Raw genomic sequence first — 17,794 nt, 5'->3', positions numbered from 1 at the left:
GTGTCCTTCGCGGTGATGGTGTCGCTGGCGGCGTTGTGGCGGTCGTTCGGGGTCGAGCCGGACGCGGTGGTCGGTCATTCGCAGGGCGAGATCGCCGCGGCCTGCGTGGCCGGGGCCCTGTCGTTGCGCGACGCCGCGCTGGTGGTCTGCGTGCGCAGCAGGCTGATCGCCGAGGAACTGACCGGGCACGGCGGGATGGTGTCCGTCGCCCTGCCCGCCGACGAGGTGACCGGGCTGCTGCCCGCCGGTGGCGAGGTGACCGTCGCCGCGGTCAACGGCCCCGCCTCCACCGTGGTCTCCGGCGACCCCGCGGCACTGGACCGGCTGCTGGCCGACTGCGCCGAACGCGCCGTACGGGCCCGCCGGATCGCCGTGGACTACGCCTCGCACTCCCCGCAGGTGGAGCGCATCGAGGCGCGACTGGTCGAGGCCCTCGCCGGGGTGCGGCCGGGCGCGGCGAGCGTGCCGATGTTCTCCACGGTCACCGCCGACTGGGCCGACCCGGCCGCGCTGGACGCCGGCTACTGGTACCGCAACCTGCGCCGAACCGTCCGTTTCGAAGACACCGTGCGCGCGCTGGCCGAGCAGGGCCACCGCGGGTTCGTCGAGGTCAGCCCGCACCCGGTGCTGGCGCCCGGGATCGACGAGACGCTGGACGAGGTCACCGTCGTAGGGTCGCTGCGCCGCGACGAGGGCGGCCTCGGCCGGTTCCTGCTCTCCGTCGCCGAGGCGCAGGTCGCCGGGCTGCCGGTGCGGCTGGCCGCCGCCTTCGACGGCCCGCCGCCCGCCCCGGTCGACCTGCCCACGTACGCCTTCCAGCGGCAGCGCTACTGGCTCGCCGCCCCGGAGCGCACCGGCGCCGACGCGGCGGACGGCGCCTTCTGGGCGGCCGTGGACCCGGGTGACCCGAAGGCGCTGGCCGGCCTGCTCGGCGTCCCGGCCGAACCGCTCGCCGAGGTACTGCCCGCCCTGGCCGCCTGGCGGGCCGCGCAGGAGGCGGCCACCACCACCGACGGCCGGCGCTACACCGTGGGCTGGCGTCCGGTCGAGGCGACCGGGGCGGTGCTGACCGGCACCTGGCTGGTCGTCAGCCCGGCCGGACTGGCCCTGGCCGAGGACTGCGCCGCCGCGCTCACCCGCGCCGGTGCCGACGTCCGGGTGCTCGGCCCGGACGTCATAGCGGCCGAGGCCGGTACGGCGTCCGGGGTGGTCTCCCTGCTCGGCCTGGCCGAGGGCCCGCACCCGGAACACCCCGCCGTGCCCGCCGGACTGGCCGCCACCCTGGACCTGATACGCGCCCTCGCCGACTCCGGCACCGCGCTGTGGCTGGTCACGGCCGGGGCGGTCGCCGCCACCCCGGCCGACCAGGTGCCGCACCCCGAACGAGCCATGCTCTGGGGCCTGGGCCGCACCCTCGCGCTGGAACACCCGAAACTGTTCGGCGGCATCGTCGACCTGCCCGAGGACCCGGGCCGCGGTCTCGACCGGCTGGCCGCGCTGCTGGCCGGCCCCGAGGACCAGGCCGCCGTGCGCGACACCGGGGTGCTGGTACCGCGCCTCGCGCACGCCCCGCTGGCCGGGCGCACCCCGGCCCGGCAGTGGCAGCCCACCGGCACCGTGCTGGTCACCGACGGCCTCGGCCCGATGGGCCTGCCGGTGGCCCGCTGGCTGGCCGGCAACGGCGCGCGGGCGCTGGTGCTGACCACCGACGACCCGACCGCCACCGCACCCGACGACCTCGGCGTCCCGGTCACCGTCAGCACCTGCGACCCGGCCGACGAGACCGCGCTCGCCGCACTCCTCGCCGCCGTCCCGGCGGAGACGCCGCTGACCGCGGTCGTACACACCGCGGGCACACTGCGCTCCGGCCCGCTGGCCGGCACCGAACTGGCCGAGGTCGCCGCCACCCTCGACGCCAAGGTGCGCGGCGCGGCCAACCTGCACCGGCTCACCGGCGAGCTGGACGCGTTCGTGCTGTTCTCCTCCGTCGCGGCCACCTGGGGCGGCAGCGAACAGGGCGCGTTCGCCGCGGCCAACGCCTACCTCGACGCACTGGCCCAGCACCGGCACGCCCGCGGGCTGCCCGCCACCGCCATCGCCTGGGGCCCGTGGGAGGGCGCCGGGTTCGGCGCGGCGGACGCCGGCACCGAGGCCCGGCGCCGCGAACAGCTGCGCCGCCGCGGCGTGCTGGCGCTGCCCCCGCAAGCGGCGCTCGCGGCACTGGCCGACGCGGTGCGGCACGCCGACACCACGGTGACCGTGGCCGACGTGGACTGGGCCGGCTTCGCACCCGCGTTCACCGCCGCCCGGCCCAGCCCGCTGCTGGGCGAACTGCCCGAGGTACGCGACACCCTCGCCGCCGTCACCGGTGAGCCCGCCGCGGCCGAGCCCGCGCTGGCCGCCCGGCTCGGCTCGCTGCCCGAGGCCGACCAGCAGCGCGAACTCGTCGAGCTGGTGCGCCGGGAGGCCGCCGTCGTGCTCGGCCACGACGACCCGGACGCACTGCCCACCGGGCGGCCGTTCACCGACCTCGGATTCGACTCGCTGGCCGCGGTGAACCTGCGCAACCGGCTCGGCGCGGCCACCGGCGTACGGCTGCCGGCCACCGCGGTGTTCGACCACCCGACCCCCGCCGGACTCGCCGAGCACCTGCGCAAGCAGCTGGTGGTGCCCACGGCGGCGGTGGCCGTCGGCTCGCTGGACGAGGAACTCGACCGGCTGGCCGGAGTGCTGGCCGGGGTGTCCGGGGAGGACGACCGGCGGCGTGCGCTGACCCGGCTGCAGGGACTGGTCGGCCGGCTCACCCCGCGCCCGGACGGCGACCGCGCGTCGGTCACCGAGCGGCTCGGGGCCGCCAGCGACGAAGAGATCTTCCGGTTCATCGACTCGGAGTTGAGCTGATCATGAGTGACGCCGACCGTCTCCGCGACTACCTGCGCAAGGTCACCGTCGACCTGCACGAGACCCGGCAGCGGTTGCGCGCGTACGAGCAGCGCGACGCCGAGCCGGTGGCCGTCGTCGGCATGGCCTGCCGCTTCCCCGGCGGCATCGCCTCGCCCGAGGACCTGTGGGAGGTGGTGGCCTCCGGCCGCGACGTGATGTCGGCCTTCCCCACCAACCGGGGCTGGCCACTGGACCGGCTGTACGACCCCGATCCGGACCGGCCCGGCACCACCTACGTCAAGGAGGGCGGGTTCCTGCACGACGTGGCCGACTTCGACGCCCCGTTCTTCGGCATCTCGCCGCGCGAGGCACTGGCCATGGACCCGCAGCAACGGCTCCTCCTGGAGACCTCGTGGGAGGCCCTGGAACACGCCGGCATCGACCCGCTGTCGCTGCGCGGCAGCCGCACCGGCGTGTTCGTCGGCAGCGGCGCGCAGGACTACGGGATGCTCGCGGCGCAGGCCGCCGAGGACCTGGAGGGCTACCTGCTGACCGGCAACGCGATCAGCGTGCTGTCCGGCCGCCTGTCCTACACCCTCGGCCTGGAGGGCCCCGCGCTGTCCGTGGACACCGCCTGCTCTGCCTCGCTGGTCGCCCTGCACCTCGCCCGCCAGTCGCTGGCCCGGGGCGAGTGCTCGCTGGCGCTGGCCGGGGGAGCGTCGGTGCTGTCCACCCCGGCCGGGTTCGTGGAGCTGTCCCGGCAGCGCGGCCTGGCACCCGACGGCCGGGCCAAGGCGTTCGCCGAGGCCGCCGACGGCACCGCCTGGGGCGAGGGCGCCGGGGTGCTGGTGCTGGAGCGGCTGTCCGACGCGCGCCGGGGCGGCCACCGTGTGCTCGCCGTGGTACGCGGCTCGGCGATCAACCAGGACGGCGCGTCCAACGGGCTGACCGCCCCCAACGGGCCCTCCCAGGAACGGGTCATCCGCGCCGCGCTGGCCGACGCGGGCCTGGCCGCCGCCGACATCGACGCGGTCGAGGCGCACGGCACCGGCACCGCGCTGGGCGACCCGATCGAGGCCAACGCCCTGCTGGCCACCTACGGCCGCAACCGGCCCGCCGACCGCCCGCTGTGGCTGGGCTCCCTGAAGTCCAACCTGGGCCACACCGGCGCGGCCGCCGGAGTCGGCGGCGTGATCAAGATGGTGATGGCACTGCGCGGCGACCACCTGCCCCGCACCCTGCACGTGGACGCCCCCACCTCCGAGGCGGACTTCGCCTCCGGCACGGTGGCCCTGCTGACCGAGCCGCAGCCCTGGCCGGAGACCGGCCGCCCGCGCCGCGCCGGGGTGTCCGCCTTCGGCATCAGCGGCACCAACGCGCACGTACTGCTGGAACAGGCCGCCGAGTTCGCCCCGCCGGAGCCGGATGCTGGTGCGACTGTCCCGGCGGACATCGGCTCCGAGGCTGGTAAGACCTCCCCGGCGGGTACGACTGTATCTGCCGGCACGGTCGCCGCCCCGGCCGCTTCGACCGCGTCAGCCGGTGCGACTGTCCCGGTGGACGTAACCACCGAGGCCGGTGAGACCTCCCCGGCGGGTACGACTGCCTCCGCCGACATGGCCGCCGCCCCGCCCGGCACGACCGCCTCGACCGCGTCGGCCGGTGCGACCGTCCCGGCGGACGTGACCTCCGAGGCCGGTGAGACCTCCCCGGCCGGCACGACTGCCTCAGCCGGCACCACCGCCCCGCCCGGCACGGTCGGCCTCGCCGGTACAGCCACCCCGGCCAGCCCGATGCCCGTGGTGTTGTCCGCCCGCAGTCGCGAAGCGCTGCGCGCACAAGCCGAACGGCTGCTCCCCCTGATACGGCGCGGCACCCCGCTGCCCGACCTCGCCGCGGCCCTGCTGCGCTGCCGGTCCGTTTTCGAACACCGTGCCGTGGTCGTCGCCGGTGACGCGGACACCACGGCGGAGGGCCTGCGCGCGCTGGCCGAGGGACGGCCGCACGATGCCGTGGTCGGCGGCACCGCCGCGCCGGTCGACCGGGTGGTGTTCGTGTTTCCCGGCCAGGGCTCGCAGTGGGCCGGCATGGCCGCCGAACTGCTCGACTCCGCCCCGGTGTTCGCCGCCCACCTGGCCGAGTGCGACACCGCGGCCCGCGCCTTCGTGGACTGGTCCATCCTGGACGTGCTGCGCGGCGCGCCCGGCGCGCCCGACATGGAGCGCATCGAGATCCTGCAACCGGTGCTGTTCGCGGTGATGGTGTCACTCGCCGAGCTGTGGCGCTCCTACGGCCTCACCCCGGCCGCGGTGGTCGGCAGCAGCCAGGGCGAGATCGCCGCCGCCTGCGCCGCGGGGGCGCTGTCCCTGCACGACGCGCTGAAGATCGTGGTGCTGCGCAGCCGGCTGTTCGCCGACGAACTGCGCGGCAGGGGCGCGGTCGTGTCGGTCGCCGCGTCCGAGCAGCACGTCCGCGCCCGGCTGGCCGCCCAGGGCGACGGGCTGCACATCGGAGGCGTCAACGGCCCGGGCGCGGTCACCGTGGTCGGCGCGCAGGACGCACTGGAGCGGTTCGTCGCCGAGGCCACCGCCGACGGGCTGCGCGCCCGGCTGGTCGGCTCCACGGTCGCCTCGCACTGCGACCAGGTCGACCCGCTGCGCGAACGCATCCTGGACATGTTCGCCGACGTACGGCCCACCGCCACCGAGGTGCCGTTCTGCTCCACCGTCACCGGCACCTTCACCGACACCACCACCCTGGGCGCCCGGTACTGGTTCGACAACGCCCGCCGTCCGGTGGCCTTCGACCCGGCCGTACGCACCCTGCTGGACGCCGGGTTCCGGTTCTTCGTCGAGGTCAGCCCGCACCCGGTGCTGGTCACCGCGGTGCAGGAGATCGCCGAGGACGCCGGGGCCGACGCCGCCGTGGTCGCGTCGCTGCGCCGTGACCAGGGGGGCCTGGACCGGTTCCTGCTCTCCGTGGCCGACGCGTACACCCGCGGCGCCCCCGTCGACCTCGGCGTGACCCTGCCCGACCGGGACACCGCCTGGGTGGACCTGCCCACCTACCCCTTCCAGCGGCAGCGCTACTGGCCCGAGCCCGACCCCACCGCCGTACCCGCCACGGCGGACCCCGTGGAGTCCGCCTTCTGGGAAGCGGTGGAGAACGCCGACCTGACCGGCCTCACCGACGCGCTGGAACTGGACGCTCCGGACGCCGAACCCCTCGCCGCGGTGCTGCCCGCGCTGGCGGCCTGGCGGCGGCAGCGTCGCGAGCGGTCCGTCGTGGACTCCTGGCGCTACGCACTGGACTGGCGGCCGGTGCCCGAACCGGCGAGCGCCCGGCTGTCCGGGAACTGGCTGGTCGCCGTACCACCCGGACACACCGGACCGGAACCGGAGGCGCTGGCCCGGCACGGCGCCCAGGTGATCCGGGTCGAGGTCACCGCCGACCCGCCGGAACCGGAAGCCCTGCGCACCGCGCTGGCAGGCGTACGAGCCACCGGCGTACTCGCCCTGCTGGGCCGGCCGGCCGCCGTGTCCCTGGTCCGTGCCCTGGTCGAGTTGGGCGTGGAGGCCCCCCTGTGGTTCACCACCACCGAAGCGGTCGCCCTGGACGCCGAGCCGGACGGCGACCCCGACCGGGCCGCGCTGTGGGGCCTGGCCCCGACCGTGTCCCTGGAACACCCCGGCCTCGGCGGCGGCATCGTCGACCTGCCCGCCCGGCCCGACGAACGGGCGCTGACCCGCTGGTGCGCGGCACTGTCCGGGCGGACCGGCGAGGAACAACTCGCCGTCCGCCCGGCCGGGCTGTTCGCCCGCCGCCTGGTGCGCAGCCCGCTGACCGGGCTGACCCGCGACACCTGGCGGCCCACCGGCACCACCCTGGTCACCGGCGCGGACACCACCATGGGCGCGGCCGTGGCCCGCTCGCTGGCCGCCGCAGGCGCCCCCGCGCTGCTGCTGACCGTCGACCCGGGCGGCGCCGTGACCGAGGACCTCACCGCCGAGCTGCGTGGCCTGGGCAGTGAAGTGCACACCGGTGCCTGTGACTTGACCGACCGTCATGCAACCGCCGCCCTGCTGGCCGAACTCCCCGCCGGGCAGCCCCTCACCGCCGTGGTGCACACCGCCGTACCGCTCACCGAGGCGCCGTTGAGCGCCCTCGACGGCGCCGCCGCGCCGAACCCCGGGGTCACCGCCGCGTGGCATCTGCACGAGCTCACCCGGGACACCCCGCTCACCGCGTTCGTGCTGTTCTCCTCCATCTCCGGCACCTTCGGCGGCGTCGGCCAGGCCGGCTATGCGGCGGCCACCGCCGCGCTCGACGCGCTGGCCGAACACCGTGCCGCGGCCGGGCTGCCCGCCCTGTCGGTGGCCTGGGCGCCCTGGGACGACCCGGACGACATGACGGGTGTGGCGGCCACGCGGCGGGAACGGCTGGCCGGCCGCGGCATCGCGGTGCTGGACGAGCACCGCGCCCTCGCCGCGCTCGGCGACGCGCTCACCGCCGGGGACACCCGGCTGCTGCTGGCCGATGTGGACTGGCCGCGGTTCCGCGCCGCGTACACCTTCGCCGGACCGCGCCCGCTGATCGCCGAGTTCGCCCCCGACCGCGGCCGCCGCGAGGCCTCCGGCGCGGCCGGCCCGGACGCCGGCCAACTGGCCGCGCTGCCCGCCGCCGAGCGGTACGGCGCCCTGCTGGCCGCGATCACCGGGCAGGCCGCGGCGATCCTGGGCTTCCCGGACGGCTCCGCGATCGACCCGGCCCGCCGGTTCCTGGAGCACGGCTTCGATTCGCTGACCACCCTGGAGCTGCGCAACCGGCTGTCGGCGGCCACCGGGCTGCGGCTGACCGCGGCCACCCTGTTCGAGCACGACACCCCCGAGGCGCTGGCCCGGCACCTGCAGGGCGAACTCGGGCCGGACCCGGCCGCGACCACCACGGCCGAACCCGGCTCCTTCGCGGGCCTCTACCACCAGGCCGCCGCGGCCGGGAAGGTCGGTGACTTCGTCGAACTGCTTGGCGTCGCCGCCAAGTTGCGCACCACCTTCGGCTCCGCCAAGGAGGCCGGCGAGCTGCCCGAGCCGGTGCGGCTGACCGCGCACGAGGAGGGCCCGGTACTGGTCTGCCTTCCCACTGTGCTGGCCACCTCGGGACCGCACCAGTACGCCCGGTTCGCCGCCGGGCTGCGCGACCGGCGCGCGGTCTCGGCCGTCGCACTGACCGGCTACGTGGACGGCGAGCCGCTGCCCGCCGACCGGCCCGCCGCGATCGAGGCCGTCACCCGCCAGGTGGAGGCGGCGGCGGGGGAGCGGCCGGTGGTGCTGGTCGGCTACTCCTCGGGCGGGCTGCTGGCGGACGGTGTCGCCGCCCGGCTGGCCGCAGCGGGCCGCCCGGCCACCGCAGTGGTGCTCATCGACACCTTCGTGTTCGGCCCCGAGCTGACCACCACCGGCGCCGCACTGTTCGAGCAGATGTTCACACGGCTGGCCGGCAGCGGCGCCGTCACCGATGCCCGGCTCACCGCGATGGGCGGCTACCTGCGGCTGCTCACCGACTGGGAACCCACCGACTCCGCCACGCCGGTCCTGCTGGCCCGTACCGCCGAGCCACTCGCCGGGTTCGCGCGCCCGCCGGCCGGCTGGGCGTACCCGCACGACGAGGTGGAGCTGACCGGCGACCACTTCACCGTCCTCGAAGAGCACGCCGACCGTACTGCCCAGGCGGTGCACGAGTGGTTGGAGAAGCGATGACGCAACGACGTACTACCGTTCTGGTCGTCGGCGCGGGCCCGTGCGGCCTGGCCATGGCCGCGCAGCTGAGCCGGCTCGGCGTCGAGGTCACCGTGGTCGACGCGGAGGACCAGCCGCACACCGGCTCCCGGGCGATCCTGCTGTGGCCGCCGGTGCGGGAAGTGCTCGGCGAACTCGGCCTGGCCGAGCGCGCCGCCCGCGACGGCGTCCGACCCGCCGCGCTCCACTACCACCTGGGCTCCGGCGGCAGCGTGCGGGTGCCGCTGACCGACGTCAACGCCCCGCTGGTGCTGCCCCAGGAGCGCACCGGGCGGCTGCTGGCCGAGGCGCTGGCCGACCGCGGCGTCGGCGTCGAGTGGGGCACCCGGGTCACCAAGGTCGTCCCCGACGAGCACACGGTGACCGTCACCGCGACCCGCGCGGACGGCACCACCACCGAGATCGAGGCCGACTGGCTGGTGGGCGCGGACGGACTGCACAGCCAGGTGCGCGCCCAGCTGGGCATCGACTTCTCCGGAGCCCGCTTCCCGGCCACCTTCCTGCTCGCCGAGGGGCGCATCGACGGCGAGATCAGCACCGAGGAGATCCACTACTTCCTCGCCGACACCGGCGTCGCGCTGATCGCCCCGCTGCCCGGCGGCGAGTTCCGCATCTCCGGCGCCGTACCGGAGGGCACCGGGGCCACCGCCGAGCACGCCCAGGCACTGCTGGACGAGCGCGGCCCCGGCGGTCTCCGCTTCACCGAGGTGCGCACCGTGACGCTGTTCGCCAGCGACGAGCGGGTGGCCGGCGCGCTGCGCTCCGGCCGCTGCTTCCTCGTCGGCGACGCCGCGCACGTACACAGCCCGATCGGCGGCCAGGGCCTCAACCTGGGTATCCCGGACACCCGCAATCTGGCCTGGAAGCTGGCCGGCGTGGTGCACGGCCGGCTGCGCGAGTCGGTCCTGGACAGTTACGACCCGGAGCGGCGCGCCGCCATCGCGCAGACCCTCCAGGCCACCGGCCGGATGGCCCGGCAGGCCGTGGCCGGCCCGATGGCCCGCCAGATCCGCGACCTCACCTGGCGGTTGCTCGACGCGTCCGGCGTGCTGGCCCGCGGCTACGCGCCGATGCTGGCCGGCTGGCGCAGCCGCTACCCGGACACGATGTTCGGCGGCACGTATCGCTCCCGGCCGCGCCCCGGAACCCGGGACCCCCGGTGGATCCCCAGGCAGTGCGACGAGCTGGCCGGCCGGTTCCAGCTGATCACCTACGGCAGCCAGGGCAGTCAACTCGCCTCATCGGCAGCCGAGTTGACCGCCCGGTTGCCCGGCCTGGTCGCGCACTTCCCGCTGGCCGGCCGCAGGCAGCGGTTCGTGCTGCTGCGCCCCGACGGCTACGTGGCCGCCTCCGGTGACGCCGACCGGTTCACCGGAGTCGCCGCACAGCTCACCGCGCTGGCCCCCACCCCGTCATCCCCGGCCGCGACCGCCCGGTGACGGCCGAGCACCCACGATGAGAGGACACGACATGCCGAACCCCGACGGTGAAGTGGCCACCGGCTGTCCCGCGCACGCCGACGCCGCGGCGGGCCCCCGCCCGTGGACCCCCGGGCCGCCCGAGCCCCGCCCGGTGGAGCAGCTGCTGCTGCCCGACGGCAACCCGGTCTGGATGATCTCCCGGTACGAGGACGCGCTCGCCGCGCTGAACAACCGCAAGCTGAGCAAGCATTTCGACAACGCGCTGCCCGAGCTGTGGCCCTCGCTGGGCTACGACGGGCGCAAGTCCATCCTCAACCAGCACATGAACCTCGCCGACCCGCCCGAGCACACCCGGCTGCGCAGGCTGGTGTCCAAGGCGTTCACCCCGCGCCGGGTGGCCGACCTCGGCGAGCGGATCCAGCAGATCACCGACGAGCTGCTCGACGCGGTCGCCGAGGCGGGCACCGCCGATCTGAAGGACGAGTTCATCTCGCCGCTGATCTCGACCGTGCTGTACGAGATGCTCGGCGTGCCGCTGGCCGACCGCGAGGAGTTCGAGCGCAACATCTACATCTTCGTCGGCCTGGGCAATTCCTCCAGTCCCGAGGAGGTCGTCGCCTCGGTCGGCTGGTTCGAGGAGTACCTGACCAACCTGACCGCGCAGCGCCGCGCCGATCCCGGCCCGGACCTCATCTCCGGTCTGGTGCAGGCCAACGAGGACGGCGACGCCCTCGCCGACCTCGAGATCCGCTCCACGGTCATGCTGCTGCTGCTCGCCGGCGCGGAGACCACCATCAACCTGCTGTCCAACGGCATCCTCGCGCTGCTGCGCAACCCCGAGCAGCTGGCCGAGCTCGAGAACGACCCCGAGGCGCTCGGCCCGGCCATCGAGGAACTGCTGCGGCTGACCAGCCCGGTGGTCACCGTGGTGTACCGCTTCGCCAAGGAGGACATGGTGCTGGGCGGCGCGCGGGTCAAGGCGGGCGAGCACGTGATGATCTCGCTGGCCGCCGCCAATCACGACCCCGGCCAGTTCGGCGACCCGGAGACGCTGGACATCCACCGCGACGCCTCCAAGCACCTGGCGCTGGGCCACGGCACGCACTTCTGCATCGGCGCCCCGCTGGCCAGGCTCAAGGCCCGCATCGCGCTGCGTACCCTGTTCGACCGGTTCGACGATCTCCGACTGGCCGTTCCGGAGGAGAAGTTGACCTGGACGCCCAGCCTGGTGGCCAACAGCCTGGACCACCTGCCGGTCACCTTCACCGCGGCCACGCCGGCCGCCGCGACCTGACACCCCGCACGCCCCTCGACCTGACACCCACACACCCCTCGCCGTCGCACCGCCACCCCGAACCGAGCCAGAGCGTCCCGCGCGGCGACGCCGTCCCCCGCGGAGTTGGGAACACCAGCCATGACCGAAGCACCCATGCTCGACCCGGGCTTCATCGCCCAGCTGCTGCCCTTCGACCCGTTCGACCCGGCCTTCCTGGCCGACCCCTACCCGATCTACGCACAGGTCCGCGACAAGGGCCCGGTCACCCGCACCCCGCTGGGGCTGTGGGCGGTGACCGGGCACGAGGCCTGCTCGGCCGTGCTGCGTGACCAGCGGTTCGGCTGGGGCGACGGCGCCACCGTCGCCGACCACTTCCGCACCGAGGCCGACGGCTCGGTGGTCCGGCCGTTCATCTTCGCCGACCCGCCCGAGCACACCCGGATCCGTGCCCTGGTCGGCAAGGCGTTCGCCGCGCGCCAGGTGGAGCGGATGCGGGCCACCGCCGACCAGGTCGTGCGCGAGCTGATCGAGACCGCCCGCGCCGAGGCGGGCGACGGCCCGATCGACCTGATGCGCGCGGTGGCGCACCCGCTGCCCGGCCGGATGCAGAACGCGCTGCTGGACGTCCCGGCCAAGCACGCCGCCCGATTCGACGAGTTGTCCGGCGACATCGCCCGCGGCCTGGACCCGAGCTTCCTGCTGGCTCCGGAGGAGGTCGCCAAGCGGGACAGTGCCCGCGCCGAGCTGTACCAGTACATCGGCGAGCTGGCCGAGCAGCGCCGGGCCGCCCCGGGCACCGACCTGATCAGCGAGCTGGTCGCCGCCGAGGAGGGCGGGGACACACTGACCCGGCAGGAGCTGGAGGTCACCTGCACGCTGCTGCTCTCGGCCGGGTACGCCACCACGGTCAATCTGATCGGCAACGGCATGTTCGCGCTGCTGGGCCGCCCCGAACAGCGGGACTGGCTGCGCGCCCACCCGGACCAGGTGCCGGCCGCGGTGGAGGAGATGCTGCGCTTCGACGCGCCGGTGCAGATGATCTCCCGGGTCGCCCTGGCCGAGGCCGAGATCGCCGGGCACACCGTCCAGCCGGGCGAGCAGGTCATGCTGATGATCGGCGCGGCCAGCCACGACCCGGCCGTCCACGACGACCCCGACGAACTCAGGCTGGACCGGCCGGCCGGCCGCAATCTGGGCTTCGGTCTGGGCATCCACTTCTGCGTCGGCGCCCCGCTGGCCCGGCTCACCGCACAGGCCGCGGTGTCCGCCCTGACCGCGCTGGACCTGGAACTCGTTACCGAAGCGCCGGCCCGGGTGCCCAACATCATCATGCGCGGCCTGGCCGAACTGCCCGTCCGGATCACGGGCTGAAGCACCCCACGCCGGGCGGGCGACCGGGCGTCGCACACCGGTGAGAACCCCATGGCCCCGGCCATGGGGTTCCCCGCGCCCCCCGTTGTCAGCGGCGGCCGTTACGGTCTGCCCCGTGAACGCAGACCGACCCGCCGGCGGATCCGACGAACCGGCGCGCCGTCGACGGGCGGCGCTGGACCACGTCCTCCGACTGATCGCGGACGCCCCGCGGAGCGGCACCCTGGTCCTGCGCGGCAGCATGGTCATGCCGGCGTGGGTGGGGACCGCCGCGCGTGAACCCGCCGACCTCGACTGGGTGGTGCTGGAGGACGCCGTCGCAGTCGACGCGCTGGACCCGTTTCCGTACGTCGACCGGATCGACGTCGTGCAGCAGTGGCCCGAGGCCGCGGACGGCGCGGCGGGGTACGAGATGTGGACGTACGAGGAGTTCGACACCGGCGGACAGCGCCCGCTGCTCCCGCCCGAAGGACTGCACTGGCTGGCGGAGGAGGACGCGGCGCAGGAGGGCGCGCCCCCGTACCTCGACCTGCTCGAACGCGTGGCCCGGCAGCCGGAGGCCGCCCCCGGGCTGCTCCTCGACGCGGAGGGGGCGCGCGTCGACGGCACCTGGGGCTACGCCGAGTACGACACGCCGGGAGTGCGCCTGATCATCCCCTGGCACGCGGACGGCCTGCCGCCCGGCGAGGTCCGGCTGGACTTCGCCCGCGACGAACGGCTGCCCGAGCCCCCGGTGTGGACGCTGATCCCGCGCGGCGACGGCGGACCACCCACCCCGGTGCGCACCGCGAGCCGGGAGCTGTCCCTGGCCTGGAAACTGCTGTGGCTGCACACCGACAGCCAGGACGCGGGCCGCGCCCGGGGCAAGGACCTGTACGACGCCGTCCTCCTCGCCGAGGCGGACGGCACCCCGCTCCCGCCGCGCCTGCTGCGGAAGGTCTTCGACCGGGCGGCGGCATCCGCAGGGCCGGACGTGCTCGATCCGGCCGCGGTGCTCCGGTGGGAGGTGGACTGGGCCGGGTTCCAGGAGCGGTACCCCGCCGTCCGGGGAACGGCGGAGGAATGGCTGAGCCGACTCGCCGGGGCGCTGACACCGCTCACCGCGGAGCCGGCCCCCGTACGCCCGCGGTACGTCCCGCTCGCTGACGTACCGCCAAAAATCAGGTGCCCCGGCCGCGTCCCTCTCGTACCGTCATCCCGTACCGAGCGCCGCGACGACCCTACGGCGGCGCCTTTCGTCCGACACAGAGGGGAGCCCGGCCGTGCGCGCACGCACCGCTGTCGTCGCTCCCCGTTCCCGGTACGAGGTGATCCTCGTGTCCCGGTGGTGCCGGTGCCCGCTGCGCGGCCGGCACCGGACACCCGTGACGCCCCGCTGACTTCGGACGCACGGGTAATCGCGCTGCCCTTTTCCCCGATTCGGGCCTGAACGCCAGGCCCGATCCGCAGAAAGGCCCTGGGCCGTGCGCACGAACACCACCACCCTCGCCGCCGTCCGCAACCTCGGCATCCTCGCCCACGTCGACGCGGGCAAGACCACCGTCACCGAGCGGATCCTGTATGCGACGGGCACCACCCACAAGCGGGGCGAGGTCCACGACGGCACCACCGTCACCGACTTCGATCCGCAGGAACGCGACCGCGGCATCACCATCTTCGCCGCCGCCGTCAGCTGCGCCTGGGACGGGCACCGCATCAACCTCATCGACACCCCCGGCCACGTCGACTTCGCCGACGAGGTCGAGCGCTCGCTGCGCGTCCTGGACGGGGCGGTCGCGGTGTTCGACGCCGTCGCCGGCGTCGAGCCGCAGAGCGAGTCGGTGTGGCGGCAGGCCGACCGGCACGGCGTACCGAGAATCGCGTTCGTCAACAAGATGGACCGCGCGGGCGCCGACCTCGACCGGGCCGTCGAGTCCATTCGGCAGCGGCTGCATCCCGTCCCGCTCGTGGTGCAGCTTCCCGTCGGAGCGGAGGACGAGTTCACGGGTGTGGTGGACCTCGTCCGGATGCGTGCGCTGGTCTGGGCCGACGCCGCGGGTACGGCCGTGGAGGGGCCGGTGCCCGAGCCGCTGCGGCAGGAGGCGGTACGGCGGCGCCGGTTGCTGGAGGAGACGGTGGCGGAGCTGCACCCGGCCGCCCTGGAGGAGTTCTGCGACCGCGAGACCCTCTCCGCCGAGACCCTCGCCACCACCCTGCGCGACCTCACCCGCACCGGGGACGGTGTGGTCGTCCTGTGCGGATCCGCCTACCGCAACCGCGGCATCGAACCGCTGCTGGACGCGGTCGTGGCCTATCTGCCCTCGCCGCTGGACGTCCCCGCCGTGCGCGGCGTCCACGAGGGCACCGAGCGGGAGCGGGCCGCCGACCCCGAAGTTCCGTTCGCGGGGCTCGTGTTCAAGGTGAACGCGAGCACCACCGGACGGCTGGCCTATGTGCGCGTCTACGCGGGCACGATCGAGAAGGGAGACACCGTGTGGGACCCGGGAACCGGGCGCACCGAGCGCGTGGCGCGCATCCTGCGGGTCATGGCGGACCGGCACGTCCAGCTCGACCGGGCGGTCGCCGGTGACATCGTCGCGCTCGCCGGGACGAAGTCGGCGCGGGCCGGCTCCACGCTGTGCGACCCCGGTGCTCCACTGCTCCTGGAACCGCCCGTGGCCGCCGAGCCGGTGGTGTCCGTGGCCGTCGAGGCCCGGCGCGCCACCGACACCGGCCGGCTGGCGACGGCGCTGGCACGGCTGGCCGAGGAGGACCCCTCGCTGGTGGTGCGCACCGACGCCGAGACCGGGCAGACCGTGCTGTCCGGGATGGGGGAACTCCACCTGGAGGTCGCGGTGGAGAAGATCCGCCGGGACGGCGGGCCGGAGGTCACCGTGGGCCGGCCGCGGGTCGCCTACCGCGAGACGGTCGTCGAGGGAGTGGCCGGGTTCGTGTTCCGGCACGTCAAACAGGACGGTGGGGCGGGGCAGTTCGCCCACGTCGTGCTCGACGTGGAACCGCTCGGCCCCGAAGTCGGCGCCACCGGCTTCGAGTTCCGCTCCGCCGTGGTCGGCGGCCGGGTGCCGCAGGAGTACGTGCGCGCGGTGGAGGCCGGGTGCCGGGACGCGCTCGCCGAGGGCCCGCTGGACGGGCACCCGGTGACCGGGCTCCGTGTCACGCTCACCGACGGTTCCACCCATGTGAAGGACTCCTCCGACACGGCCTTCCGCACCGCCGGCCGGCTCGGGCTCCGCCAGGCCCTGCGCGCCTGCGCGGCCGCCCTGCTGGAACCGGTCGCCGAGGTCACGGTCACCGTGCCGGAGGACGCCGTCGGCTCGGTCCTCGGCGACCTGGCCGCCCGGCGCGGCCGGGTCGGCGGCTCCGAGACCCGGGGCGGCGCGGCGATCCTGACCGCGACCGTGCCACTGGCCGAACTCTTCGGCTACGCCACCCGCTTGCGCAGCCGAACCCAGGGCCGGGGCACCTTCACCACCCACCCCGCCGGCTACGCCCCGGCACCCCGCCCGGCACCGGTCCGCTAGCAAGCCGGGGCCCGCACCACCAGCCACCGGCGCGGTGGTGCGGGCCCCACCACCTCCGGCGTGGGCTCCCGGTTTCTCCCGGTTTTCCAGCCCGCCGGGCCGTTTGCCGCTGCCGGATCCCTTGACGAGCGCTTCTCCCGAGGCTTAACTCACGTCCTAAATTAAGCCATGAGGAGATTCTCGACTCCCGGAAAGGGACACCAGGAGCCATGCGCAGCATCCGAGCCGCGGCCACAGGCGCCGTCACCCTGTCTCTCGTCCTCGCGGCCACGGCCTGCGGGGGCGGCTCGTCCAGCGGCGGCGGGTCCGGCGGCTCGCCGAGGACGCTGACGTACTGGGCCTCCAACCAGGGCGCCGGCATCGCCGTCGACAAGCAGGTCCTCCAGCCCGAACTCGACAAGTTCCGGAAGCAGACCGGGATCGAGGTGAAGCTGGAGGTCGTGCCCTGGACCGACCTGCTCAACCGGATCCTCACCGCGACCACCTCGGGCCAGGGCCCGGACGTGCTGAACATCGGCAACAGCTGGAGTGCCTCGCTGCAGGCCACCGGCGCGCTGCTGCCGTGGGACACGAAGAACTTCGCCAGGATCGGCGGCAGGGACCGGTTCGTCGACTCCGCGCTCGGCTCGACCGGCACCCAGGGCAAGGACCCGGCCGCGGTCCCGCTGTACTCGATGGCGTACGCCCTCTACTACAACAAGAAGATCTTCGCCGACGCCGGGATCGGCCAACCGCCCGCCACCTGGGACGAGCTGGTCGCCGACGGCAAGAAGATCCAGGCCAAGGGCAAGTCCGCGCTCGGCGCGGAGGGCTCGAACCTGGCGGAGAACATCCACCACGTCTTCGTCTTCGCCAAGCAGCACGGCGCCGACTTCTTCACCGCCGACGGCAAGCCCGACTTCACGAACCCCAAGGTGGTCGACGCGGTCCGGAGTTACGTCGATCTGATGGCCAAGGACAAGGTCATCCCGACCGGCGACGCCGAGTACGCGCAGAACCAGTCCGTCAGCGACTTCGCCAAGGGCAGGCAGGCGATGCTGCTGTGGCAGTCGGCCTCCGCGAACCTCAAGTCCCAGGGGATGAGCGAGGACGCCTACGGCATCGCGCCCGTACCGGTGATCTCCGGCACCCCCGGCAGCGGCACCCAGATCAACTCCATGGTCGCCGGCATCAACCTCGCCGTCTTCAAGAACACCCACAACCTCGACGGCGCCACGAGGTTCGTGAAGTTCATGACCTCCGACGAGGAGCAGAAGATCCTCAACAAGGCCTACAGCACCATCCCGTCGGTCAAGTCGGCGCAAGCGGACGCCGCGTTCGGCACGCCGGAGACCGCGGTGCTGAAGAGCACCCTCGCCACCAGCGCGGCCGCGCTGCCGCAGGTCGCGTCCGAGTCGCAGTTCGAGACGGCGGTCGGTACGGCCGTCAAGGACCTGTTCGCCGACGCCGCCGCGGGACGCGCCGTGACCACCGACTCGGTCGAGGCCGCGCTGCAGAAGGCCCAGCAGCAGATGCCGGCGGCGTGAG

The 17,794-nt window shown here is 74.6% G+C and carries 8 protein-coding genes; all 8 read left to right on the top strand.

Annotated elements, in window-relative coordinates:
• Positions 1 to 2,901 (top strand): acyltransferase domain-containing protein (locus tag ACWC0C_RS30190; protein ID WP_450867187.1); only part of this gene is annotated, 2,901 nt, incomplete at its 5' end.
• 2 nt (positions 2,902 to 2,903) lie between these two features.
• Positions 2,904 to 8,639 carry an SDR family NAD(P)-dependent oxidoreductase gene (locus ACWC0C_RS30185; RefSeq protein WP_450867185.1) on the top strand — a complete coding sequence of 1,912 codons (5,736 nt, stop codon included), beginning with the start codon at positions 2,904 to 2,906 and terminating at the stop codon, positions 8,637 to 8,639.
• Positions 8,636 to 10,117, top strand: coding sequence for an FAD-dependent oxidoreductase (locus ACWC0C_RS30180; RefSeq protein ID WP_450867184.1), 1,482 nt, complete (start codon positions 8,636 to 8,638; stop codon positions 10,115 to 10,117). Before ACWC0C_RS30185 ends, ACWC0C_RS30180 begins: the two co-directional genes overlap by 4 nt.
• Positions 10,118 to 10,148: 31 nt before the next feature.
• Entirely contained in the window at positions 10,149 to 11,393 is a 1,245-nt protein-coding gene (locus tag ACWC0C_RS30175; RefSeq protein WP_450867182.1) for a cytochrome P450 family protein, read from the top strand.
• A 120-nt stretch (positions 11,394 to 11,513) separates the two neighbouring features.
• The gene (locus ACWC0C_RS30170) at positions 11,514 to 12,746 is read left to right on the top strand and encodes a cytochrome P450 (protein ID WP_450867180.1); all 1,233 of its coding nucleotides are present in this window, start codon (positions 11,514 to 11,516) and stop codon (positions 12,744 to 12,746) included.
• 115 nt (positions 12,747 to 12,861) lie between these two features.
• Positions 12,862 to 14,175 carry a nucleotidyl transferase AbiEii/AbiGii toxin family protein gene (locus tag ACWC0C_RS30165; protein ID WP_450867178.1) on the top strand — a complete coding sequence of 438 codons (1,314 nt, stop codon included), beginning with the start codon at positions 12,862 to 12,864 and terminating at the stop codon, positions 14,173 to 14,175.
• 34 nt (positions 14,176 to 14,209) lie between these two features.
• Complete coding sequence (fusA, locus tag ACWC0C_RS30160; RefSeq protein WP_450867176.1) at positions 14,210 to 16,267, top strand: elongation factor G; 2,058 nt, start codon at positions 14,210 to 14,212, stop codon at positions 16,265 to 16,267.
• Positions 16,268 to 16,476: 209 nt separating this feature from the next.
• Positions 16,477 to 17,793 carry an ABC transporter substrate-binding protein gene (locus ACWC0C_RS30155; protein ID WP_450867174.1) on the top strand — a complete coding sequence of 439 codons (1,317 nt, stop codon included), beginning with the start codon at positions 16,477 to 16,479 and terminating at the stop codon, positions 17,791 to 17,793.
• The last annotated feature ends 1 nt before the right edge of the window (position 17,794 follow it).

Source organism: Streptomyces sp. NPDC001709 (genome assembly GCF_053596375.1).
Note: the sequence above shows the minus strand (reverse complement) of the source record. Positions and strands in the feature narration are given on the sequence as shown.

What these genes read in the sequence shown, in the direction of transcription:
- ACWC0C_RS30170 (WP_450867180.1), top strand. Translation starts at nt 11,514, where the DNA reads ATGACCGAAGCACCCATGCTCGACCCGGGCTTCATCGCCCAGCTGCTG.
- ACWC0C_RS30180 (WP_450867184.1), top strand. Translation starts at nt 8,636, where the DNA reads ATGACGCAACGACGTACTACCGTTCTGGTCGTCGGCGCGGGCCCGTGC.
- ACWC0C_RS30175 (WP_450867182.1), top strand. Translation starts at nt 10,149, where the DNA reads ATGCCGAACCCCGACGGTGAAGTGGCCACCGGCTGTCCCGCGCACGCC.
- ACWC0C_RS30155 (WP_450867174.1), top strand. Translation starts at nt 16,477, where the DNA reads ATGCGCAGCATCCGAGCCGCGGCCACAGGCGCCGTCACCCTGTCTCTC.
- ACWC0C_RS30185 (WP_450867185.1), top strand. Translation starts at nt 2,904, where the DNA reads ATGAGTGACGCCGACCGTCTCCGCGACTACCTGCGCAAGGTCACCGTC.